Annotated in this window: 19 protein-coding genes; 12 read left to right on the forward strand and 7 right to left on the reverse strand. The window is 72.7% G+C overall.

Annotation, left to right across the window (positions count from 1 at the left end):
* Nucleotides 1-2: 2 nt before the first annotated feature.
* Nucleotides 3-647: an amino acid ABC transporter permease gene (locus PS467_RS31485; protein WP_311038047.1), complete on the forward strand. Its 645-nt coding sequence runs from the start codon at nucleotides 3-5 to the stop codon at nucleotides 645-647.
* Nucleotides 644-1513 (forward strand): amino acid ABC transporter permease, encoded by an 870-nt coding sequence (locus PS467_RS31490; RefSeq protein ID WP_268975067.1) that lies wholly within the window; start codon nucleotides 644-646, stop codon nucleotides 1511-1513. The genes PS467_RS31485 and PS467_RS31490 overlap by 4 nt, the downstream gene beginning before the upstream one ends.
* Nucleotides 1514-1534: 21 nt before the next feature.
* On the opposite strand, the gene PS467_RS31495 is transcribed toward PS467_RS31490, so the two are convergent.
* The 3 genes from PS467_RS31495 to PS467_RS31505 all read right to left on the reverse strand — a co-directional run bounded on the left by PS467_RS31495 (nucleotide 1535) and on the right by PS467_RS31505 (nucleotide 4358).
* On the reverse strand, nucleotides 1535-3145 hold the full coding sequence (locus PS467_RS31495; RefSeq protein ID WP_311038048.1) for an alpha/beta fold hydrolase: 1611 nt from the start codon (nucleotides 3143-3145) through the stop codon (nucleotides 1535-1537).
* A 239-nt stretch (nucleotides 3146-3384) separates the two neighbouring features.
* Nucleotides 3385-3717: a DUF6204 family protein gene (locus PS467_RS31500; protein ID WP_311038049.1), complete on the reverse strand. Its 333-nt coding sequence runs from the start codon at nucleotides 3715-3717 to the stop codon at nucleotides 3385-3387.
* Nucleotides 3705-4358: a TetR/AcrR family transcriptional regulator gene (locus PS467_RS31505; protein ID WP_311038050.1), complete on the reverse strand. Its 654-nt coding sequence runs from the start codon at nucleotides 4356-4358 to the stop codon at nucleotides 3705-3707. Before PS467_RS31505 ends, PS467_RS31500 begins: the two co-directional genes overlap by 13 nt.
* Before the next feature lie 91 nt (nucleotides 4359-4449).
* On the opposite strand from PS467_RS31505, the gene PS467_RS31510 reads away from it, so the two are divergent.
* Together PS467_RS31510 and PS467_RS31515 are read left to right on the forward strand one after the other, a co-directional pair.
* A complete protein-coding gene (locus tag PS467_RS31510; protein WP_311038051.1) occupies nucleotides 4450-5229 on the forward strand; it encodes an ABC transporter ATP-binding protein in 780 nt (259 codons plus the stop codon).
* Between the two features lie 18 nt (nucleotides 5230-5247).
* Nucleotides 5248-5994 carry an ABC transporter permease gene (locus PS467_RS31515; protein WP_268975073.1) on the forward strand — a complete coding sequence of 249 codons (747 nt, stop codon included), beginning with the start codon at nucleotides 5248-5250 and terminating at the stop codon, nucleotides 5992-5994.
* Between the two features lie 38 nt (nucleotides 5995-6032).
* Here the strand turns inward: PS467_RS31515 and PS467_RS31520 are convergent, their stop codons facing one another.
* Complete coding sequence (locus PS467_RS31520) at nucleotides 6033-6788, reverse strand: hypothetical protein (RefSeq protein ID WP_268975074.1); 756 nt, start codon at nucleotides 6786-6788, stop codon at nucleotides 6033-6035.
* A gap of 273 nt (nucleotides 6789-7061) precedes the next feature.
* Here PS467_RS31520 and ggt point away from each other — a divergent pair, with 273 nt between their 5' ends.
* The gene (ggt, locus tag PS467_RS31525; RefSeq protein ID WP_311040012.1) at nucleotides 7062-8846 is read left to right on the forward strand and encodes a gamma-glutamyltransferase; all 1785 of its coding nucleotides are present in this window, start codon (nucleotides 7062-7064) and stop codon (nucleotides 8844-8846) included.
* Nucleotides 8847-8948: 102 nt separating this feature from the next.
* On the opposite strand, the gene PS467_RS31530 is transcribed toward ggt, so the two are convergent.
* From PS467_RS31530 to PS467_RS31540, 3 genes are read right to left on the reverse strand one after another with little or no spacing between them, the layout of a single operon-like run.
* Nucleotides 8949-9506, reverse strand: a complete 558-nt coding sequence (locus PS467_RS31530; protein WP_311038052.1) for an isochorismatase family protein — start codon at nucleotides 9504-9506, stop codon at nucleotides 8949-8951.
* Nucleotides 9507-9565: 59 nt separating this feature from the next.
* Nucleotides 9566-11011, reverse strand: coding sequence for an MFS transporter (locus tag PS467_RS31535; RefSeq protein WP_311038053.1), 1446 nt, complete (start codon nucleotides 11009-11011; stop codon nucleotides 9566-9568).
* On the reverse strand, nucleotides 11008-11472 hold the full coding sequence (locus tag PS467_RS31540; protein ID WP_311038054.1) for a MarR family winged helix-turn-helix transcriptional regulator: 465 nt from the start codon (nucleotides 11470-11472) through the stop codon (nucleotides 11008-11010). The genes PS467_RS31535 and PS467_RS31540 overlap by 4 nt, the downstream gene beginning before the upstream one ends.
* Before the next feature lie 131 nt (nucleotides 11473-11603).
* On the opposite strand from PS467_RS31540, the gene PS467_RS31545 reads away from it, so the two are divergent.
* From PS467_RS31545 to PS467_RS31575, 7 genes are all read left to right on the forward strand, one after another.
* On the forward strand, nucleotides 11604-13802 hold the full coding sequence (locus PS467_RS31545; protein ID WP_311038055.1) for a hypothetical protein: 2199 nt from the start codon (nucleotides 11604-11606) through the stop codon (nucleotides 13800-13802).
* Between the two features lie 586 nt (nucleotides 13803-14388).
* Nucleotides 14389-15231: a nitrilase-related carbon-nitrogen hydrolase gene (locus PS467_RS31550; RefSeq protein ID WP_311038056.1), complete on the forward strand. Its 843-nt coding sequence runs from the start codon at nucleotides 14389-14391 to the stop codon at nucleotides 15229-15231.
* An 8-nt stretch (nucleotides 15232-15239) separates the two neighbouring features.
* A complete protein-coding gene (locus tag PS467_RS31555) occupies nucleotides 15240-16565 on the forward strand; it encodes an aspartate aminotransferase family protein (RefSeq protein ID WP_311040013.1) in 1326 nt (441 codons plus the stop codon).
* The gene (gene hydA, locus PS467_RS31560) at nucleotides 16562-17965 is read left to right on the forward strand and encodes a dihydropyrimidinase (RefSeq protein WP_311040014.1); all 1404 of its coding nucleotides are present in this window, start codon (nucleotides 16562-16564) and stop codon (nucleotides 17963-17965) included. Before PS467_RS31555 ends, hydA begins: the two co-directional genes overlap by 4 nt.
* A 14-nt stretch (nucleotides 17966-17979) precedes the next feature.
* Nucleotides 17980-18981: a TIGR03842 family LLM class F420-dependent oxidoreductase gene (locus PS467_RS31565; RefSeq protein WP_311038057.1), complete on the forward strand. Its 1002-nt coding sequence runs from the start codon at nucleotides 17980-17982 to the stop codon at nucleotides 18979-18981.
* A 257-nt stretch (nucleotides 18982-19238) separates the two neighbouring features.
* The gene (locus PS467_RS31570) at nucleotides 19239-20066 is read left to right on the forward strand and encodes an inositol monophosphatase family protein (protein ID WP_311038058.1); all 828 of its coding nucleotides are present in this window, start codon (nucleotides 19239-19241) and stop codon (nucleotides 20064-20066) included.
* A 45-nt stretch (nucleotides 20067-20111) separates the two neighbouring features.
* A complete protein-coding gene (locus PS467_RS31575) occupies nucleotides 20112-21524 on the forward strand; it encodes a phytoene desaturase family protein (protein WP_311038059.1) in 1413 nt (470 codons plus the stop codon).
* The last annotated feature ends 24 nt before the right edge of the window (nucleotides 21525-21548 follow it).

Genomic DNA, 21548 nt, shown 5'->3' on the forward strand with positions numbered 1-21548 from the left:
CCATGGACGTGCTCACCCAGAACTTCTCGCTCTACGGCAAGGGCTTCCTCGGCACCGTGCTGCTGACCGTCTACGCCTCGCTGCTCGCCCTCGCGCTCGGCATCCTGATGGCCGCCTTCCGGGTGGCTCCGGTCGCCTCGCTGCGGGCGTTCGGCACCGTCTGGGTGACGGTGCTCCGCAACACCCCGCTGACGCTGCTGTTCTTCGCGGTGATGCTGGGACTGCCGCGGTTCGGCCTGGTGCTGCCGTTCACCGTCTTCGCGGTGCTCGCGCTCGGCTGCTACACCTCGGCGTTCATCTGCGAGGCGGTGCGCGCGGGCATCAACACGGTGCCGGTGGGGCAGGGCGAGGCGGCCCGCAGCCTGGGCATGACCTTCGACCAGACGCTGGGCGCGGTGGTGCTGCCGCAGGCGTTCCGCTCGGTCATCCCGCCGATCGGATCGACCCTGATCGCGCTCGCCAAGAACTCGGCCATCGCCGGTTCGTTCAGCGTCACCGAACTGCTCGGCACCTACAAACCCCTCAATGAGATGGGCTACAGCATCATCTGGTCCTTCGTCTGGATCGCCGTCGGGTATCTGATCGTCACCCTGGCCATCAGCGCGATCTTCTCCCTCCTGGAGCGGCGCTGGGGGGTGCCGCGATGACCGCCACCTCGACCACCGCCCTCTACGACGTCCCCGGGCCCCGTACCCGCCGCCGCCACCGGGTCTACGGGCTGGCCGCGGCGGTGGTGCTGCTGGCCCTGCTCGGCTGGATCGTCCATCTCCTGATCGACACCGGCCAGTTCGCCTACCGCAAGTGGATGCCGTTCGCGTACAAGGGCATCCAGGAGCTGCTGCTGAACGGGCTGGCGGGCACCCTCAAGGCGTTCGGGCTGGCCGCGGCCCTCTCCCTCGTCCTCGGCGGGCTGCTCGCGGCCGGGCGGCTCTCCGACCACCGTCCGGTGCGCTGGGTGGCCACGCTGGTGGTGGAGTTCTTCCGGGCGATGCCCGTGCTGGTGATGATCTTCTTCGTCTTCGTGGCGCTGCGGGTCCAGCCGCTGCCCGCCCTGGTCACCGGGCTGACGCTGTACAACGGCTCGGTGCTGGCCGAGGTGTTCCGGGCCGGGGTGAACTCGGTGCCCAGGGGCCAGCGCGAGGCGGCGTACTCGCTCGGTCTGCGCAAGACCCAGGTCATGGCGTCGGTGCTGGTGCCGCAGGGGGTGCGGGCGATGCTGCCGGCCATCATCAGCCAGCTGGTGGTGGCCCTGAAGGACACCTCGCTCGGCTTCCTCATCACCTACGAGGAGTTCCTGCACGCCGGAAAGCTGATCGCGTCCAATCTCGACTACGACCTGCCGTTCATCCCGGTGGTCATGGTGATCTCGCCGATCTACATCGGGATGTGCATGCTGCTGTCCTGGTTCGCCAACTGGGTGGCCAGGCAGGAGCGGCGCAGTGTGAAGACCCGCCAGCTCGAGGTCGCCCCCGCGCAGCCGGCCGCCCCGATGCCGGGGGACACCCGCGGCTGAGCCGGGGCGGCCGGGCGTCCCTCAGCCGCGGACCGGGACCGTGAGGTACGACGGGTCGGCGTCCGGGGAGGAGAACGTGAGGTGGGCGCCGTCCGGGTTGTGCTCGATGTAGAGCGGGTCGACGGTGTCGACGACCAGCGCCAGGCGGTGGCCGGCCGGCACGTCGTACGCCGTGGAGAACAGCTCCAGATCCACTCCGAAGGGCGTGCCCGGGGTGCGGTCGTGGAAGGTGAACGGGGCGTGGGTGACGAGCTTGCCGACGCCCAGCGGGCCCACGTCGTAGAGGTACGCGACCGCCGTGCCGTCGGAGCGGTCGCTGGTCACGGTGGTGTGCAGCGTCACCGTGCCGCGCACGCGCTGTTCGCCGGCGTACGGTCCGGTCTGCCACACGGCCGCGTAGGACCGGGGCAGCAGCGGGATCGAGGCGAGCGGCGGAATCTTCAGGAACTGGTCGAGGGCGCCGCTGAGCAGCACCGTTCCGGCGTTGGCACCGGAGTCGTGGTTGGCGGTGATCTTCTCGGTGGTGTCGAGCGGGACGCGGCGCCGCTCCGAGGGCACGGCCGACCAGCTGGGGTAGCCCTCGTAGACGTCGCCGTCGGCCGTACGGGACATCAGCTGCACCGGCGCCTGGCGGTCGATGCCGTTGCGCTCGCCCTTGAGGTAGCGGTCGAGCCATTGCCGGGTGTGGTCCCAGGTGGTGTTGGGCAGTCCGAGCAGCCCCGTGAGCTCGCCGGTGGCGTGGTCGCCGGGCCGCAGCTCCAGCCGTTTGGGCCCGGTCAGCTTCTCGAAGAAGCCGGCGTAGCTGTTGGGCGGGAAGATCGAGTCGCCCCAGGAGTTGCCCAGCATGATGGCCGCGCCGCCTGCGTTGATCCGGTCGAGGTAGGTGGCGGGGGAGCGTTTCTTGCCCCACTCGATCAGATCCTGTTCCTTGTCGAGGCGGGAGCCGAGGAAGTCCGCGAGGATCTGCCGGAGTTCCTCGCTGGGCCGGCCGGTCAGCTCCCCGGCCCCGCCGAGCAGCCCGGCGGCCTGGACGTGCTGGGTGCGGCCGCTGTAGATCGAGCCGACCAGGTCCGCCCAGCCGCTCATGGCCACCACGGCCTTGATCCGCTGATCGGCACCGGCCGCGAGCAGGCTGATCCCGGCACCGTAGGAGACTCCGGCCATGCCGATGTGGTCGGGGTCGGCGGGGGTGTTGGCGAGCGCCCAGTCGATGACCTTGGAGGCGTCGGCGATATCGGGCGGCCCGGCCGTCTCGATCTTCCCGCCGGACTGCCAGAAGCCGCGCGAGTTGTAGGTGAGCACCACATAGCCGGCTTCGGCGAGCTTCTTGGCCTGGGCGAGGTATTCGACTTGGGGCAGGGACCAGCTGGTGGGCAGCACGACGAGGGGAAGCCGACGGGAGCTGTCGGCGTCCGCGGGGGCGACGACGTTGGCGGCCAGGTTGACGCCGCCGTCGCCGGGGATGTCGACGAAGCGGATGGAGGTGGCCGAGGCGGTGGCCGTGGAGGCGGTGGCGGCGGCCGGGGCCACCGCCTGGGCGGCGGGTGCGAGGCCGAATGCCGCACCGGCCAGGACGGTCACCGAGACGGCGGCGGCCGTCGTGGGGCGCGGGACTTTGCGGGCAGGGGTCACTGTGGCTCCTGGTGGGATGCCGTGGGGGCAGGGGAGCACCGGTGCTTGTGACCCGACGGTAACCCGCGTGTTTACCGGCGGTAATAGCGCGGTAAGTTACGCCTGGGTAACGATAAGCCCCGAGGTCGCCCGCCCGCTCAGCCGTGCCTGCGCCACGGCACTGGACCCGGCCGTGGGACTGAGCCCCGCCACGCGGCTCGACCCGGCCACGGGCTGAGCCTCGCCGTGGGGCTGGACGCTCAGCCCTGCCGGCTCGCGCGACTCGCGCCGCTTGTGCGGCTCTTGCGGCGGATCTTGATCTCCCGCAGGTCCGTCACCCCGATCCGCAGAATCCGGTGGGGATAGCCGTGCGCCGTCAGCGCCGCGATGGCCCGTTCGGTCGCTTCCGGCTCGCCGTCGTCCGGCCCCGCGGGCACCTGGCAGCGGAAGGTGAACGCCGAAAGGCTCCGGTCGCAGGTGAAGGTGCCCGCCTCGGTGAAGGCCACCGGGAACGCGTCGACCGCGGTGCGCAGGGCCTCCCGGTCGTCCTCGGCCAACTCCTCGAAGGTGCCGCGGATGGTCACTCGGAACACGGTCGCTCCTCCCGTACGGCGTAACCGAGCATCGGCGCGCCGAGCATCTCCTCGATGGCGTCGAGCAGTTCCGTGACGGCCTTGGCGATGGCGTCCGGGCGTTCGCCCGCCGCGACGCGCCGGCCGATCTCGCCGAAGATCAGCGAGTGATAGCCGCTGATCTGGGCGGCCACCACGCGCGGCAGCGGATCCTCCGGCGCCGCGGCGGTCTCCTCGGCGAGCAGGGCGGCCAGTTCGTCGTTCATCCGGTGGCCGAGGTCCTCCAGCCGGGCGACCAGCGTGGGCGCCGCCCGCATCATGGCGAAGAACGGGCCGAACCCGTCGGTCAGCCCCACCGCGCGGTCGCGGCGGTCCACCTCCTCGCGCAGCCGGTCCAGCACCGCCTGGGCGGCGGACCGGCCGGGCGGGCGCTCGCGCACGATGTCGGCGAGCCGCCGCGGGGACGCCTGGTCGGGCGGCAGGACCAGATCCTCCTTGGCCGGGAAGTAGTTGTAGACGGTGTTGACGGACACCTCCGCGGCCTCGGCGACCTCGGCGACCGTGACCCGGTCGAAGCCCCGCTCCAAGAACAGGCCGGTGGCCACGTCCGCGATCCGCCGGCGCGTACGGCGCTTGTGCCGTTCCCGCAGTCCTTCGCTCATGGCGGCCAGTGTAGCCCGCTGCAAACTTGGAACCCGGCACAAACTTTAAGTCGATTGCAAGATTGCCATGCGCTGTGCTCTGATCGAGGGCATGTCCTCATCCGTCATCCGCGTGCGCGGCCTCACCCGGACCTTCTCGCTGGGCAGCGGCCCCGTACACGCCGTCCGTGGGATCGATCTGACCGTCGGCCGCGGCGAGATCCTCGGCTTCCTGGGCCCCAACGGAGCCGGTAAGACCACGACCCTGCGCATGCTCACCACCCTGCTGCCGCCCAGCGGAGGCGAGGCCGAGATCGCGGGCCACGACCTGCTCCGCGATCCGGCGGGCGTCCGCCGGCGGATCGGCTATGTGGCCCAGTCGGGCGGCCTGGACCCGTCCTGCTCCGTACGCGAGGAGCTGGTCACCCAGGGCCGGCTGCATCTGATGTCCAGGGGCGCGGCGGCCGGGCGCGCCGAGGAACTCGCCGGTGAGCTCGGGCTGTCGGCGTTCATGGACCGCCCGACCGCCGCCCTGTCCGGCGGTCAGCGCCGCCGGGTGGAGATCGCGCTGGGCCTGGTCAACCGGCCCGAGGTGCTCTTCCTCGACGAGCCCACCACCGGTCTCGACCCCAGGAGCCGGGCCGAGTTGTGGGACCTGGTGCGGCGGATCCGCGACGGGAGCGGTACCACGGTCTTCCTCACCACCCACTACCTGGACGAGGCCGACGCGCTCGCCGACCGGATCGTGGTGGTGGACGCCGGGCGGGTCGTCGCCGAGGGCACCCCCGCCGAGCTCAAGAGCCGCTATGCCGGCGATCCGGCCGCCGGCCTCCAGGACGCCTTCCTCGCCATCACCGGCCGGACCACGGCCGAAGAACCCCTCGCCATCTGAACACTCGAGGCCCTCTTAATGACTCTCCTCGCCCACACGGGCATCATCTTCGGCCGCTGTCTGCGCTCCACGCTCCGCTCGAAGACCAGTCTTCTCTTCGGAATGCTTCAGCCGCTGCTCTTCCTCGCCCTCTTCGGCCCGCTGCTGACCGGGCTCGACCTGGGCACCGGTGGATCGTCCTGGCAGACGCTGGTCCCCGGTGTGCTCGTCCAGCTCGGTCTGCTCGGCGGGTCATACGTCGGCCTGGGGCTGCTGATGGACCGTCACAGCGGTGTTCTGGACCGGATGCGGGTCACCCCGGTCAGCCCGCTGGCGCTGCTGCTCGGCCGCACCCTGCGCGATGTCGTCCAGCTGGTGGCCCAGTCGGTGCTGCTGGTACTGCTCGGCCTGGCGTTCGGGCTGCGCGCCCCGCTCCTGGGCGTGGTGATCGGGCTGCTGTTCGTGGCCGTGCTCGCGGCGGCCCTGTCCGCGCTCTCCTACGGACTGGCCATGAACGTCCGCACGCCCCCGGAGTTCGCCGCCATCGCCAACACGGCGGTCATGCCGCTGATGCTGCTCTCCGGTCTGCTGCTGCCCATGGCCCTGGCCCCCGGCTGGCTGGCGGGCGCCTCGCGCGCCGTGCCGTTCCGCTACACGGTCGACGCGGTGCGCCAGGCGTTCCTGGGGCACTACGCCAACGCCACGGTCGTCGCGGGGGCGGCCGTCACCCTGGCCCTGGCGGCGCTGTGTCTGCTCGGCGGGGCCCGGCTGTTCCGCCGCCCCTGACCCGGCCGTCCACCTCCTGGTGCAGTTGTCCCTCCGGCTCAGTCGTCCTTCGCGGCCGCCCGCGCGGCGGCGCGGGGGCCGGCCGGGGAGGTCGCGGACTTGGTCACATCCGCGACCAGCTCCACCACATCCGGCCCGTACGCCTGGGAGTTGACCACCTTCAGCAGCAGGCAGAAGGAGCCCTGGGCGCCGTACTTCCGGGCCAGCCGGGCGCGGTTGCGGACGAGATGGCGGACGGCGGCGCGATGGGTGACCGGCCGCTGACCGGCCGCCAGGAAGACGGGCCGGCTGTCGTCGCCCGCCGTCAGCCGGGCCAGCAGCACATGCTCGACCGCGCCCGGCTCCGGGCGGTAGTGCGTACCGGCGATGGTGAACGTCCCCCGGTCGGCACCGGACTCGTCGCCCGGGTGCACGGTGACGCCCGGCAGCAGATTGGTCAGATGGGCGGCGAGCCTGCGGTGTGCGGTCGGATCGCCGACGCAGAACTCGGTGCGCGACCCGACGCCTTGTAGCCCGGTGTCGTGCGGGGCGACCTCGGCGTGTGCCCCGCAGCTCTCCACGACGGACGCGAGTCCCAGCAGGGCCAGCGCGTCATGGCGGGGGATGCTCCAGTGCGCCGAGCCGCTGTCCCGGTGGGTGACCAGCACACACTCCGAACCGTCCGGCAGACCGAAGAAGCGCTGCTCGCGGGCGCGCTTGCGGCGCCCGAACGCCGTGTGCACGGCCCAGCCGGCGACCAGGCCCACGATCAGGGCCGCCCCGGAGGCGATCAGGTCCTGCGCGGTGTCTGTCATGGCCGCGCATAGTAGCGGTCGACCGGGTACCCGTTCGAGTGTGACGAATACACGAACACATGAACGGACGCATGAACGGAAAATCGGGCGGAACGGTGAATCAGCCCTGTCGTGAGCATGAGGCTCGCCGGTAGGCTCCGGCCCCTGTCGTCCACTTGGAGGTCACGGATGGGGCACGCCGCACGACCAGCCACATCGTCCATCACGTCCATCACGTCCACCACCGCCGCGGCCGTCCGGCGCAGGCTGCCCGCGCTGGCCGCGGCGGCCGGAATGGTCGCGGTGCTGGGCGTCGCCCCGGCCGGGGCCGCCGGACCGGACGGCGCCGCGCGGGCGGCGGGCGGCGCGCCCGCCAAGACGCCCGTGGCCGTCGGCTACGGCGGCGCGGTCTCCAGCGTGGACGCCGACGCCTCGGCGGCCGGGATCGACGTGCTGCGGCACGGGGGCAACGCGGTGGACGCGGCGGTGGCGACCGCCGCCGCGCTCGGGGTCACCGAACCGTACTCGGCCGGGGTCGGCGGCGGCGGTTACTTCGTCTACTACGACGCCAAGCGGCACAAGGTCACCACGCTCGACGGCCGTGAGACCGCACCCCGCAGCGCGGATAAGAACCTCTTCCTCGACCGACACGGCAAACCGCTGCCGTTCGCCGACGCGGTCACCAGCGGGCTGAGCGTCGGCACCCCCGGCACCCCGGCCACCTGGAACGACGCCCTGGAAGCCTGGGGCAGCCGCTCGCTGGGGCAGGTGCTGAGGCCGGCCGAGCGGCTGGCCCGCGACGGGTTCACGGTCGACGCCACGTTCCGTCAGCAGACCGCCGACAACGAGGACCGCTTCAAGGACTTCCCGGCCACCGCCGAGCTCTTCCTGCCCGGCGGCAAGCTCCCGGAGGTCGGTTCGACCTTCCGCAACCCCGATCTCGCCCGTACCTACGCGCTGCTGGCCAAGAAGGGCGTCGGCGCCGTCTACAAGGGCGAGCTGGGCCGGGACATCGTCGACACCGTACGCAAGCCGCCCGTCGACCCGAAGGCGGAGCGCGTGGTGCGCGCAGGTGATCTGACGACCGAGGACCTGCGGGCCTACGAAACGAAGCGGCAGGCCCCGACCCGGACCTCCTACCGCGGTCTGGACGTGTACGGCATGGCGCCCTCGTCCTCCGGTGGGACGAGCGTCGCCGAGGCGCTCAACATCCTGGAGAAGACCGACCTCTCCAAGCTCAGCGAGCCGGAATATCTGCACCGCTACATCGAGGCCAGCCGGATCGCCTTCGCCGACCGGGGGCGCTGGGTCGGCGACCCCGCCGCCGAGGACGTCCCCACCAAGGGGCTCACCTCGCAGCGGTTCGCCGACTCCCGCGCCTGCCTGATCGAGGACGACGCGGTGCTCAAGAGCCCCGTACCGCCCGGTGACCCGAACAACCCGGCCGCGCCCGGCACCTGCGACACCCGCGGCCACGCCGCCCCGACCACATACGAGGGCGAGAACACCACGCATCTCACGGTCGCCGACAAGTGGGGCAACGTAGTGGCCTACACCCTCACCATCGAGCAGACCGGCGGCAGCGGGATCACCGTCCCCGGCCGTGGCTTCCTGCTCAACAACGAGCTGACCGACTTCTCCTTCGCGCCCGCCGACCCCGCCGTCCACGACCCGAACCTGCCGGGCCCGGGGAAGCGGCCGCGCTCGTCCATGTCGCCGACGATCGTGCTGGACGGCCACCAGCCGGTGCTGGCGCTGGGCTCGCCGGGCGGGGCGACCATCATCACCACCGTGCTGCAAACCCTGCTGAACCATCTCGACCGGGGCATGCCGCTGGTCGACGCGATCGCCGCACCGCGCGCCAGCCAGCGCAACGCCGCCCAGACCGAGCTGGAACCGGGGCTGTGGAACGGCCCGGAGCGCGCCAAGCTGGAGGCGCTCGGCCACTCCTTCAAGCAGAACCCCGAGATCGGGGCCGCCACCGGGGTGCAGCGGCTGTCCGGCGGCCGGTGGCTGGCGGCGGCCGAGACGGAACGGCGGGGCGGCGGCTCGGCGATGGTGGTCAGCCCGACACGCTGAACCGGGCCCGTCTGATGCGCTGAACCGGCCCGCCCGACGCGCTGAACCGGGTCGACCCGATGGGTTGACCCGGTTCGTCGGTCTCGGCGGACGGGCCTCGGTTCAGCCCAGCAGACCGATGATCGCGTCGGTCGAGTCGGTCTCCCCCAGCCGGGGGAAGATCCTCTCGACGCTGTTGCGGTGCGCCTCGGCGTCCACGTCGGTCATGGCGTCGGTCGCGAGGGTCACGTGATAGCCGTGCGCGTACGCGGCACGGGCCGTGGACTCCACACCGATGCTGGTGGCGATGCCGCCGAGCACCACCTGGGTCACCTGGCGGCGGCGCAACTGGAGGTCGAGGTCGGTCCCGTGGAAGGCGCCCCAGGTGTGCTTGGTGACCACGATGTCGCCGTCCTCGCGGCCGAGTTCCGGCGCGAGGTCGGCGAAGTCGGCCGGGCGCGCGCCGCCGGAGCCGCCCCGCTGGGCCTCGGTGCGCCCCGGAGCCCCGGCCACGACCCGGACCAGGACGACCGGCAGTCCGCGCTCGCGGAAGGCGGCGGCCAGCCGGGCACCGCGCTCGACGATCTCGGCGGCGGGGTGGACGGTGGGCAGTGCGGTGATGCCCTTCTGGAGGTCGACGAGGACCAGGGCGGTGTTCGGGTCGAGCGTGGTGGCGGACATGGTGCCTCCTGGGACGGACGGGTCTTACCGGTGCCGCCTGGGCGACGGCGGGAGTGGTTTCAGGTGCGGGCGCGGGCGCGGGTACGGGCGCGGGCGCGCAAGGCCCGGTCGGTGGCGGTCAGCAGCAGCACCGCCAGGCTGAGCACACCCGCCACCATGGCGATGCCGTGCAGCCCGGCGGCGGTCGCCCGCTGCCCGTAGAAGAGCCCGATCAGCCCGGCGGCGGTGATCGCGCCGAGGTACTGCGAGGTGCGCTGCAACCCGGCCGCCGCGCCGACACTTTTCGGCGGGGCCTGGGTGTAGACGGCGGCCTGGTTGCCGGTCGAGGACAGCCCCTGCGGCAGTCCGAAGAGGACCGCGGCCAGCAGCAGCGCGACGAGCGGAGTGGACTCGTCGGCGAGCAGCAGCACCCCGCTCCCCGCGGCGAGCAGGACGGCCGCCAGGACGAGCGGTGCGTAGATGCCCTTCGTACGGGCGCCGAGCAGGGAGCACACGGCGGCCGCTCCCGACATGGGCAGCATGATCAGGCCGGCATGGGAGGCGGAGTAGCCGTGCCCCTCCTCCAGCCACTGCGCGTACCCGTACATGACCATGTAGATGACCAGGTACGCCGTGCCGTGGCGGAGGTAGGTGATGGCCAGGGGGCGGTTGCCGCCGATCATCCGCAGATCGATGAAGGGGCGGGGACGGCGCAGCTGCCACCAGGTCAGGGCCGCCGCGAGGATCAGGACGACGGGCGGCAGTGCCCAGTTGGGCCGCTCCAGATCCAGCAGGAAGATCGCCAGGACGGTGAGCGTGGCGGTGAACAGCGTGACGCCGAGCGAGTCGAACGCCCCGCGCCCCGTCCGCTCCCTGGGGCCCTCGCCGTCCCCGGCCGACATACGGATCCTGGGGAGCCAGAGCAGCGCGAGGACGACGCCGATGAGGGACAGCGGCACATTGACCGCGAAGATCGCCCGCCATCCGGCCGTGGCGGTGAGCACCCCGCCCAGCACCGGACCGACCGCCGCGCTGCCGAGCGAGGCGAGTGAGAGCCGGCCGAGCACGGGACGTGGGGTCTCCCGCCCGGTCGCGACGGACTGGGCGCGCAGCAGCGCCATCGCCGACGGATAGGCCGCGGACGTACCGATGCCGAGCAGCACGCGCGAGACGACCAGCCAGCCGAACGCGGGCGCGAGCGCGCCCACCAGCCCGGCGACGCACACCAGGAGCAGCCCGCAGAGGAAGACGCGGCGCGGACCGAGCAGATCGGCGAGCCGTCCCATGGCCGGCTGCGCCACGGCGCTGGCGAGGTAGAGGGAGGCGACCAGCCAGGCGGTCTGGGCGGCACCGACGCCGAAGTCATGGCCGATGGCCACCAGACCGGTGGCGATCATCGTGGAGTTGACGGGGTTGAGGACCGAGCCGATGAGCAGCGGGGCCATCAGCCGGGGACCGAAGGGGGAGGACCCGGCAGGAGCGGGAGGGGAGGGCTCGGTGGAAGCGGAAGTCGCGGTGTCGGTCATTCCTGGACCAGCCGCTTCAGCAGGTCGGTGGCCTCGGCGAGGGTGCGGCGCTCCGCCGCGTCGAGACGGGTGTCGATCGCGTCGAGCAGCCAGCTCTGCTTGGCCTGCCGCACGGAGGTGATCGCCTGCCGCCCCGCCTCGGTGACCGAGAAGATCACCTGTCGTCCGTCGGTGGGATGCGGGGCCCGCTCCACCAGCGCCTGCTCCTCCAGCGCGGCCAGGATCGTGCGCATCGACTGCGGACGGACCAGCTCGGCGCGGGCCAGCGCGGCGGTGGTGTTCGGCCCAACGGTGTAGAGCCGGCTGAGGACCGCCCGCTGGGAGGGGGTGAGCGCCCCCTGCGAGGAGGCCGCCCGCATGCGCCGCATCAGCTGGCTGACGACCACGGCGAGGTCGCCGGCGATGCGCTCCTCCGCCCGGGGGGCGGCGGTCGCGGGGTCCGGACGGTCGTGCGTTGTCATGAGGCCACCGTAGAAGGTCGGCAGGCAAACTTGCAAGTTTGGGCTTGCAAGTTTGCCTGTTGTATGCGGAGGAGGAAAAGCGTCCGTAGCACATCGGTAACCGGCTTCGTAACACGCAGGGTGTCGAATGCGTGACCTTGGGCGGTGCATCGCCCGAGGGGGAGGTGTGGCGGGTGGTCATGACGGGCGGCCAACTCCCGGCCGAGGTCGAGGAGTTCGCGCGTTATCTGCGGGCGCTGACGGGACGGCTGGACGCCGGGACGGGCTGGTACGGCGTTTTCGCCCTGCGCGACCCCCAGGGGCTGAAGGCATGTCTCGACGGTCTCGAAGTGCCGCCGTGGGACCTGGTCCAGGCCCTGTTACAGGACCTCTCCGCCCAGCACGGCCCCGGGGCCGCCCAGGAGGCGGCGGCCCGCGCGGCGACCCTCTACCGCGCCTCGGTCACGGCCCACGACGCCGGACCGGGCAGCCGCGAGGCGCTCCAGGACCGCCTGCACGGCATGCTCCGCGAACAGCGGAACGCCGCCCGGCGCGAACGCGACCTCCAGGCGGCGCTGTCCGCCGCCCAGGACGCGGCGGACCGGGAACGCCTCGGCACGGAGCTCGCCTGGGCCCACGACGACTGGCGGCGCGCCACCGCCCGCACCGAGGAACTCCACGCCCGCCTCACCGCCCTCCCCACCACGCCCCACCCCTCCCGGCCCGCACCGGGTGCCACCGCGTCCCCCGGGGCGTACGGCGCGTACGACGCGGATGGTGCCGGGCACGCCGGACGCCCGCGCGGAACGAGGCCCACTGCGCCCGACGAGGCGGCGGCCACCGGCTGGGGCGGCGTGCCCGCGGAACAGGGTGGTGTGTCCGCTGTGTCGGGTGGTGTGTCGTCCGTTCCGGGTGGTGCACCTGCCGCGTCGGGGGGTGTGTCCGCCGGGTGGGATGGCGCGCCCGCTGCGCCGGGTGGTGGGGACGGTGACCGGTTCGGGGCGCCCGGTGAGGTGGGGGCCACCGGTTGGGGCGGCGTGCCCGCGGAACAGGGTGGCGCGCCCGCTGTGTCGGGTGGTGGGGACGGTGGCCGGTTCGGGGCGCCCGGTGAGGTGGGGGCCACCGGCTGGGGCGGCGTGCCCGCGGAACAGGGTGGCGCGCCCGCCGTGCCGGGTGGTGCACCCGCCGTGCCGGGTGGTGTGTCCGCCGGGTGGGGTGGCGCGGCCGCTGTGGCGGGTGGCGGGGACGGTGACCGGTTCGGGGTGCCCGGCGCGGGGGCGGGTGTGGGTGGCGCTGGCCGGGATGGGCGGGTGCGCGGGGCGAGGTTCGCGGTGCCCTTCGAGGCGTTCGACGCGGAGGCGGGCGGTCTGGGCGTGGTGCCCGGTGAGCCTGGCGCGGTGACACGGTCCGGGGCCGGCGGTGAACCGTTCGGGGTGTCCGGCGAGGCGGCGGCCGTCGGGGGTGGCGAGCCCGGGGGCTTCCCAGGCGCGTCTCCCGCCCCTGCCGTACGGAGCCCGGATCCAGCGCCCGCTCCCGCGAGGCCGCGGCCTCGCGGGGCGCGGTTCGCCGGGGTGGAAGAGGTGGTCACCGCGCCGCGGCCGCGTGGGGCGCGGTTCGCTGGGGCTGGGGGCGGGGGCTCCGGAGTGGAGCCCCCGCCGCTCCCGGCGGAGAGCCGGACCGAGGTCCCGGCGACCCCGCGTGGTGCCCGGTTCGCCGGGGCATACGGCGATGAGGACAGCGGCAAGCACCGTAAGCGGGAGCAGGCGGCGGATGCCCAGGAGGCCGTCCGCGACGCGGCGGAGCATGCCGCGGCGCGCTCCGCCGCCCAGGAGGCCGTCGCGCGGCTCGGCCGGCTCCGGGCGGAGGGGCGTTCCGGCGAGGCTCACGTCGCGCTGTACGAGGCCGCCGCGTGGCCCGCCCCGCGGCTGCCGGTGCTCGCGGAGGAGTTGGAGCGCGCCGGGCTCTGGGCCGATGTGTCCACGCTGCTGTGGGAGATCGCGTGTCTGCCGCCCGAACGGCTCGCGGCCGCCGCCGAGGCGCTGGTCGCGGCGGACCGCGAGGCCGACGGTGAACGGCTGCTGCGGCAGAGCGTCTCGCGCCCCGCCCCCGAGGTGGCCCATACCGCCCAGGCGCTCCTCGCGGTGGGCGCCCGCCACGAGGCGGCGATTCTGCTCGGGGCGCTCGTACGGTCCCGTACCCCGGAGGACGTGGCGCGGGCGGCGGCGGAGGACCCCGCCACGCTGGTGCCCCTGCTCCTCGGCGCGGCCGCCGACGTGTCCTCCAGCAGTCACCACGACCTCGCCCACGCCCTGCGCGCGGCGGGCCTGCCGGGCGCCCCCGGCATCGCCTGACGCGAGGGCGGGGGGCTGGGCGGCGTGGTCGGGTGCGGTTTCGTTTCGCGCCTTCGGCGCACTTGAGCAGCGGCGGCGGGGGTGGGGGCGCGGCGCCGCCGCCGGGTGCCGGGTCCGTTGGGGTGGGTGCCGGTGGCGGCTTCCGTGCTCGGGGGCCGGGGCCCCGCCGGACTGAGGGCAGGCCGCCCCTCCGGGTACCTCCCTAAAAAACGCTTGATCTGACGCAACTAATTTGTCAATCAGTTTCCAGAGGGGTGCCCTACCCCCCCGGCTGTCCGGCGTCGGCCTCGGCCTCCGGCCACGGACGCCGCCACCGGGCCCCGCCCCCACCGGCCCGCCGCCCGGCGGCGAGCGCCCGGCCCGGCACCCCCTGCTCCGCTGCTCAACTGCGCCGAAGGCGCGAGACGAAACCCGCACCCAACAGAGCCGAGCAGTCCGACCAAACCGAGCGCCCCAGCCCCGGCGCAACGCGAAACGTCATCGACCTCGTTGAGTAACGGCGGCGGTATTGCCAGAGTGGTCAGTGCGCTTCTACGTTCTTCACAGCCGGATTCTACGTGCGTAGACACAGGTTGAGGAGCTGATCATGGCCAACCTCGTACGTGCCGCTCTCGTCCAGGCCACCTGGACCGGCGATACCGAATCAATGATCGCGAAGCATGAGGAGTACGCCCGGCAGGCGGCCGCGCAGGGCGCCAAGGTGATCGGCTTCCAGGAGGTGTTCAACGCGCCGTACTTCTGCCAGGTGCAGGAGGCGGAGCACTACCGGTGGGCGGAGTCCGTGCCGGACGGGCCGACGGTGCGGCGGATGGGGGAGCTGGCGCGGGAGACCGGCATGGTGATCGTGGTGCCGGTGTTCGAGGTCGAGCAGTCGGGTTTCTACTACAACACCGCGGCAGTGATCGACGCGGACGGCCGGTATCTGGGCAAGTACCGCAAGCACCACATCCCGCAGCTCAAGGGGTTCTGGGAGAAGTACTACTTCAAGCCGGGAAACCTGGGCTGGCCGGTGTTCGACACCGCCGTGGGCAAGGTCGGTGTGTACATCTGCTACGACCGTCACTTCCCCGAGGGCTGGCGCGCACTGGGGCTGGCCGGGGCGCAGCTGGTCTACAACCCCTCGGCCACCTCCCGAGGGCTGTCGGCCCACCTGTGGCAGCTGGAGCAGCCGGCGGCGGCCGTCGCCAATGAGTACTTCATCGCCGCGATCAACCGCGTGGGGACCGAGGAGTACGGGGACAACGACTTCTACGGCACCAGCTACTTCGTCGATCCGCGCGGCCAGTTCGTCGGCGAGGTGGCCAGCGACAAGGAGGAGGAGCTGATCATCCGCGATCTCGACTTCGGCCTGATCGACGAGGTGCGCCGGCAGTGGGCGTTCTACCGGGACCGGCGCCCCGAGGCATACGAGGGGCTGGTGCGGCCGTGAGCGACGACATGACGAGGAGCAGCGGCCCCCACGCCACCCTGCACGCGCGCCACCAGGCCGTACTGCCCGACTGGCTGGCCCTCTACTACCAGCGCCCCATCGAGATCACCCACGGCGAGGGACGTCATGTCTGGGACGCCGAGGGCAATCGCTACCTCGACTTCTTCGGCGGCATCCTCACCACGATGACCGCGCACGCCCTCCCCGAGGTGACCAAGGCGATCACCGAGCAGGCGGGCCGGATCCTGCACACCTCCACGCTCTACCTCGACCGTCCCATGGTCGACCTGGCCGAGCGGGTCGCCGCCCTGTCCGGCATCCCGGACGCGCGGGTCTTCTTCACCACCTCCGGCACCGAGGCCAATGACACGGCCCTGCTGCTCGCCACCACCTACCGCCGCTCCAACCAGATCCTGGCGATGCGCAACAGCTACCACGGCCGCTCCTTCTCGGCCGTCGGCATCACCGGCAACCGGGGCTGGTCGCCGACCAGCCTGTCCCCGCTCCAGACGCTGTACGTGCACGGCTCGGTGCGCACCCGGGGCCCGTTCGCCGGGCTGTCCGACGGGGAGTTCATCAAGGCGTGCGTGGCCGACCTCGAGGACGTCCTGGGCCAGGCGCACGGCAACGTGGCCGCGCTGATCGCCGAGCCGATCCAGGGCGTCGGCGGCTTCACCTCCCCGCCCGACGGGCTGTTCGCCGCCTTCCGCGAGGTGCTCGACCGGCACGGCATCCTGTGGATCACCGATGAGGTGCAGACCGGCTGGGGCCGTACCGGCGACCACTTCTGGGGCTGGCAGGCGCACGACGGCTCCGGGCCGCCCGACATCCTCACCTTCGCCAAGGGCATCGGCAACGGCATGTCGATCGGCGGTGTCGTCGCCCGCGCAGAGGTCATGAACTGCCTGGGGGCCAACTCCATCTCCACCTTCGGCGGCAGCCCCATCACCATGGCGGCCGGTCTGGCCAACCTCAACCACCTGGTCGAGCACGACCTCCAGGGCAACGCCCGCCGGGTCGGCGGGCTGCTGATCGAGCGGCTGCGGGCCGCCTGCGCCGGGCTGGACACCGTGCGGGAGGTCCGTGGCCGGGGGCTGATGATCGGCCTCGAGATGGTCGAACCGGGCACCGGCCTGCCGTCCCCCGAGGGCGCGGCCGCCGTGACGGAGGCCGCCCGGGAGGGCGGGCTGCTCATCGGCAAGGGCGGCGGGCACAACAGCAGCGTGCTGCGGGTCGCCCCGCCGCTCAGCCTCACCGTCGCCGAGGCGGAGGAGGGCGCCGCGATCCTCGAGACCGCGCTCAAGGCGGCCCGGTCCGGAAGGGGCGCGAGCTGATGTCCCGTACCGTGATCCGCGGCGGGCTGGTCGTCACCGCCGCCGAGGAGACCCTGGCCGATGTGCTGATCGAGGACGGGAAGGTGGCCGCCCTCGCCGCGTCCGGCAGCGAGTGCGCCCGGGGCTGGACCGCCGACCGTACGATCGACGCCACCGGCAGGTACGTCCTCCCGGGCGGGGTCGACGGGCACACCCATATGGAGATGCCGTTCGGCGGCACCTTCGCCTCCGACACCTTCGAGACCGGCACCCGGGCGGCGGCCTGGGGCGGCACCACCACCATCGTCGACTTCGCCGTCCAGACGGTGGGCCACGCCCTGCGCGAGGGGCTGGACGCCTGGCACCTCAAGGCGAGTGGCAACTGCGCCATCGACTACGGCTTCCACATGATCCTCTCCGATGTGAACGAGCACACGCTCAAGGAGATGGATCTCCTGGTGGACGAGGGCGTGACCAGCTTCAAGCTGTTCATGGCCTATCCGGGGGTCTTCTACAGCGACGACGGGCAGATCCTGCGGGCCATGCAGCGCGCCTCCGCCAACGGCGGGCTGATCATGATGCACGCCGAGAACGGCATCGCCATCGACGTCCTGGTGGAACAGGCCCTCGCCGAGGGCAGGACCGACCCCCGCCACCACGGTGAGGTCCGCAAGGCGCTGCTGGAGTCGGAGGCGACCCATCGCGCCATCCAGCTCGCCCGGGTGGCCGGCGCCCCGCTGTACGTCGTGCACGTGTCGGCCCAGGAGGCCGTCGCGGAGCTGGCCCGCGCCCGTGACCTGGGGCTTCCGGTTTTCGGCGAGACCTGTCCGCAGTATCTGTTCCTGTCCACGGACAACCTCGCCGAACCGGACTTCGAGGGCGCCAAGTACGTCTGCTCCACCCCGCTGCGGCCGGCCGAGCACCAGGCCGCGCTGTGGCGGGGGCTGCGCACCAACGACCTCCAGGTGGTCTCCACCGACCACTGCCCGTTCTGCTTCGCCGGGCAGAAGGAGCTGGGCCGGGGCGACTTCTCCAAGATCCCCAACGGTATGCCGGGCGTGGAGCACCGGATGGACCTGCTCCACCAGGCCGTGGTGGACGGCCATATCTCCCGCCGCCGCTGGATCGAGATCGCCTGCGCCACCCCGGCCAGGATGTTCGGCCTCTATCCGCGCAAGGGCACCATCGCTCCCGGGGCCGACGCCGACATCGTCGTCTACGATCCGCGGGCCCAGCAGACCCTGTCCGCCGAAACCCACCACATGAACGTCGACTACTCGGCGTACGAGGGCAAGCGGATCACCGGGCAGGTCGAGACCGTGCTCTCGCGCGGTGTCCCCGTCATCGACCAGCGGGAGTACACCGGGCGTGCCGGACACGGCCGGTTCCTCACCCGCGACACCTGTCAGTACCTCACCTGAGCCGGGGAGCGAGCATGGACTTCGGACTGGTTCTGCAGACCGATCCACCCGCGTCGGCCGTCGTGGAGCTGATGCGCCGCGCCGAGCGCAACGGCTTCCGCTACGGCTGGACCTTCGACTCCGCCGTGCTGTGGCAGGAGCCGTTCGTCATCCACAGCCAGATCCTGGCCCGGACCGAGCGGCTGATCGTCGGGCCGATGGTCACCAACCCCTCCACCCGCACCTGGGAGGTGACCGCCTCCACCTTCGCCACCCTCAACGAGATGTACGGCAACCGCACCGTCTGCGGTATCGGCCGTGGCGATTCCGCGCTGCGGGTGGCCGGCCGCAAGCCCAACACCCTGGCCCGCCTGGGCGCGGCCATCGACGCCATCCGCGATCTGGCGGAGGGCAGGGAGGCCGTGGTGGACGGCACCCCGATGCGCATCCCCTGGATCGAGGACAGCAGGCTGCCGGTCTGGATGGCGGCGTACGGCCCCAAGGCGCTCGCGCTGGCCGGGCGGACGGCCGACGGGTTCATCCTCCAGCTCGCCGACCCCTTCCTGACGGAGTGGATGGTCAAGGCGGTGCGCGACGCCGCCGTCGAGGCCGGGCGTGATCCGGGCGCGATCACCATCTGCGTCGCCGCCCCCGCGTATGTGGGCGACGACCTGGACCACGCCCGTGAGCAGTGCCGCTGGTTCGGCGGCATGGTCGGCAACCACGTCGCCGACCTGGTCTCCCGCTACGGCGAGCACTCCACCGCCGTGCCCGAGTCGCTGACCGCGTACATCGCGGAGCGGCACGGCTACGACTACGCCCACCACGGCCGCACCGGCAACCCGGACACGGCCTTCGTGCCCGATGAGATCGTCGACCGGTTCTGTCTGCTCGGCCCCGCCGAAGCGCAGATCGAGAAGCTGGAGCGGCTGCGCGCCCTGGGGGTCGACCAGTTCGCCGTGTACGCGATGCATGACGCGAAGGAGCGCACCATCGACGCCTACGGCGAGCGGATCATCCCCGCGCTCACCGGCTGACGGCCCGCGCCCGCCCAGCCGGCTCGCCCGCCCAGGCGGCCCGCCGGCCCAGCCGGCCGGCCGATCGCCGGCCGGGACCGGCGCCGGGCCGGCCACCCCCCGGCAGCCGGCCGGACGCGTGCCCTGACCGTGGACCGGGCTCCGGGGCGCGGAGCCCCGCTCCGCGCCCGGTGAGGTCCTACGATGCGTTCACCTCGATGACACCGTCCGGCAGCCGCCGACCACCGGCCGTCGGAGGGGCGTGATTCGATGAGCGCATGATCGATGAATTTCTCGCCGGTGGTCTCGACGCGGTGGAGGAGGCGATCCGCACGGCGGTCGCCGACCAGGTCATGCCGCGCTACCGGCAGCTCGCCGCCCATGAGATCGTCGAGAAGAAGGGCCCGCACGATCTCGTGACCGTCGCCGACCGGCAGGCCGAGGAGCAGCTGACCGACTCCCTCACCAAGCTGCTGCCCGGCTCCGTGGTGGTGGGCGAGGAAGCGGTGCACGCCGACCCGGCCGTGCTCACCGCACTCGGCGGCGACGCCCCCGTATGGATCGTCGACCCGGTCGACGGCACCCGCCAGTTCGTCCACGGCGACCCCGGCTTCGCGACCCTGGTGACCCTCGCCCACCGCGAAGAGCTCCTCGCCTCCTGGACCTACGCCCCGGTGCTCGGCCAGATGGCCATCGCCCGCCGCGGCCGGGGCGCGTGGCTGGGCGGGGAGCCGATCCACTCCGGCTCCCCCGAGCCCGGTGCGGCCCTCCGTGTCGCCGTCTCCCACTACGACTTCACCACCGACGAGGAGAAGCGCGCCCTCTCGGGCCTGCGGGCACCGGACGCCGAGGTGCGCCCCTGCGGATCGGCCGGTCTGGAATATCTGAACGTGGCCCGAGGACTGCTCGACGCCGTTGCCTTCACCTGGGAGAACGCCTGGGACCACGCCGCCGGGCTGCTGCTGGTCGGCGAGGCGGGCGGGGCGCAGGCCACGCTCGGCGGCGAGCCGTTCCGCATCACCGGGGGCAATGTGCTTCCCTTCACGGCGGCCCGGGACGAGCCGACGGTTCGGCATATCCTGAGCCTGCTGGCCGCTGCCGGCTGATCGTTCCACTGATTCCTCAAGGACGAGGGGGCCGACGTGCCGTCCATGCTCGACGCGGTAGTCGTGGGTGCCGGGCCGAACGGGCTGACCGCGGCCGTCGAACTCGCCCGCCGCGGCTGCGCGGTGGAGATTTTCGAGGCCGCGGACACCATCGGCGGGGGCGCGCGCACCGAAGAGCTGACCCTCCCCGGCTTCCGGCACGACACCTGCTCCGCCGTGCACCCCCTCGCCATCGGCTCCCCGGCCTTCGACCGGATGCCGCTGGCCCGGCACGGCCTGGAGTGGCTCCACCCCGAACTGCCGCTGGCCCATCCCTTTCCGGACGGTACGGCCGCGGTGCTGGCCCGCTCGGTCGGCGAGACGGCCAGGTCGCTCGGCCCGCGCGACGCCGGCACCTACCGCCGGCTCATCGCCCCCTACCTCGGCAAGTGGGCCACCCTCGCCCCCGATATGCTGCGCACCCACTGGAACGGGGTGCCCCGCGACCCGGTCACCTGGGCCCGCTTCGGACTCCACGCGCTCCAGCCGGCCGCGCTGCTCGCCGGGCCGCTCCGCTTCCGCGACGAGAAGGCACGCGCCCTGTTCGCCGGGCTGTCCGGGCACGCCATCGCGCCGACCAGCGCGGTGGGCACCAGCGGCCCCGCCCTGCTGTTCGCCCTCGCGGCCCATGAGGTCGGCTGGCCGATTCCGCGCGGCGGCTCCCAGTCGATCGTCGACGCGCTGGGGTCGTACCTGCGCGCACACGGCGGGACGATCCACGTCTCCACCGAGGTCAAGCGGCTCGACGAACTGCCGCCCGCCCGCGCGTACGTCTTCGACACCTCACCGCGCGCCCTGGCCCGTATCGCCGGTCTCGGCAACGCCTACCGCCGCTACCGTTACGGGGCCGCCGCCTTCAAAATCGACTACGCGCTGTCCGGCCCGGTGCCGTGGACCGCGCCCGAGGCCCGGCGCGCGGGCACCGTCCACATCGGCCCCACCTCCGGTGAGATCGGCGCGGCGCTGCGGGCCGCCGTCGAGGGGCGCGACCCTGCCGTCCCGTTCCTGATCACCGCACAGCCGACCCTCCTCGACCCCTCCCGCGCCCCGGAGGGCAAGCACACCTTCTGGGCCTACGGCCATGTGCCCAGCGGATGGCAGGGCGACGCCACGGAGGTGATAGAGCGTCAGATAGAGCGCTTCGCCCCCGGTTTCCGCGATCTCGTCCTGGCCCGCGCGGTCGCCGGACCGCCCGAACTCGCCGCACGCAACGCCAACTACATCGACGGCGACATCAGCTGCGGCGCCTTCGAGGGCCTCCAGGCGGTCATCCGGCCCAAGTTCGCCCGCGTCCCGTACGCCACCGCCCACCCGGCGGTCTTCCTGTGCTCCTCCGCCACCCCGCCGGGGCCCGGTGTCCACGGAATGTCCGGACACCACGCGGCACGGGCGGTGTGGCGCCGGCTGCGGGCGCGGTAGGTCCCGGGGGCCGGGGGCCCGGAG

The organism is Streptomyces luomodiensis (assembly GCF_031679605.1).
In the GTDB taxonomy this organism is placed as follows: domain Bacteria; phylum Actinomycetota; class Actinomycetes; order Streptomycetales; family Streptomycetaceae; genus Streptomyces; species Streptomyces luomodiensis.

What these genes read in the sequence shown, in the direction of transcription:
- PS467_RS31485 (WP_311038047.1), top strand. Translation starts at nt 3, where the DNA reads ATGGACGTGCTCACCCAGAACTTCTCGCTCTACGGCAAGGGCTTCCTC.
- PS467_RS31490 (WP_268975067.1), top strand. Translation starts at nt 644, where the DNA reads ATGACCGCCACCTCGACCACCGCCCTCTACGACGTCCCCGGGCCCCGT.
- PS467_RS31505 (WP_311038050.1), bottom strand. Translation starts at nt 4,358, where the DNA reads ATGAGCGAAGGACTGCGGGAACGGCACAAGCGCCGTACGCGCCGGCGG.
- PS467_RS31510 (WP_311038051.1), top strand. Translation starts at nt 4,450, where the DNA reads ATGTCCTCATCCGTCATCCGCGTGCGCGGCCTCACCCGGACCTTCTCG.
- PS467_RS31515 (WP_268975073.1), top strand. Translation starts at nt 5,248, where the DNA reads ATGACTCTCCTCGCCCACACGGGCATCATCTTCGGCCGCTGTCTGCGC.
- PS467_RS31520 (WP_268975074.1), bottom strand. Translation starts at nt 6,788, where the DNA reads ATGACAGACACCGCGCAGGACCTGATCGCCTCCGGGGCGGCCCTGATC.
- ggt (WP_311040012.1), top strand. Translation starts at nt 7,062, where the DNA reads ATGGTCGCGGTGCTGGGCGTCGCCCCGGCCGGGGCCGCCGGACCGGAC.
- PS467_RS31530 (WP_311038052.1), bottom strand. Translation starts at nt 9,506, where the DNA reads ATGTCCGCCACCACGCTCGACCCGAACACCGCCCTGGTCCTCGTCGAC.
- PS467_RS31535 (WP_311038053.1), bottom strand. Translation starts at nt 11,011, where the DNA reads ATGACCGACACCGCGACTTCCGCTTCCACCGAGCCCTCCCCTCCCGCT.
- PS467_RS31540 (WP_311038054.1), bottom strand. Translation starts at nt 11,472, where the DNA reads ATGACAACGCACGACCGTCCGGACCCCGCGACCGCCGCCCCCCGGGCG.
- PS467_RS31550 (WP_311038056.1), top strand. Translation starts at nt 14,389, where the DNA reads ATGGCCAACCTCGTACGTGCCGCTCTCGTCCAGGCCACCTGGACCGGC.
- PS467_RS31555 (WP_311040013.1), top strand. Translation starts at nt 15,240, where the DNA reads ATGACGAGGAGCAGCGGCCCCCACGCCACCCTGCACGCGCGCCACCAG.
- PS467_RS31565 (WP_311038057.1), top strand. Translation starts at nt 17,980, where the DNA reads ATGGACTTCGGACTGGTTCTGCAGACCGATCCACCCGCGTCGGCCGTC.
- PS467_RS31570 (WP_311038058.1), top strand. Translation starts at nt 19,239, where the DNA reads ATGATCGATGAATTTCTCGCCGGTGGTCTCGACGCGGTGGAGGAGGCG.
- PS467_RS31575 (WP_311038059.1), top strand. Translation starts at nt 20,112, where the DNA reads ATGCTCGACGCGGTAGTCGTGGGTGCCGGGCCGAACGGGCTGACCGCG.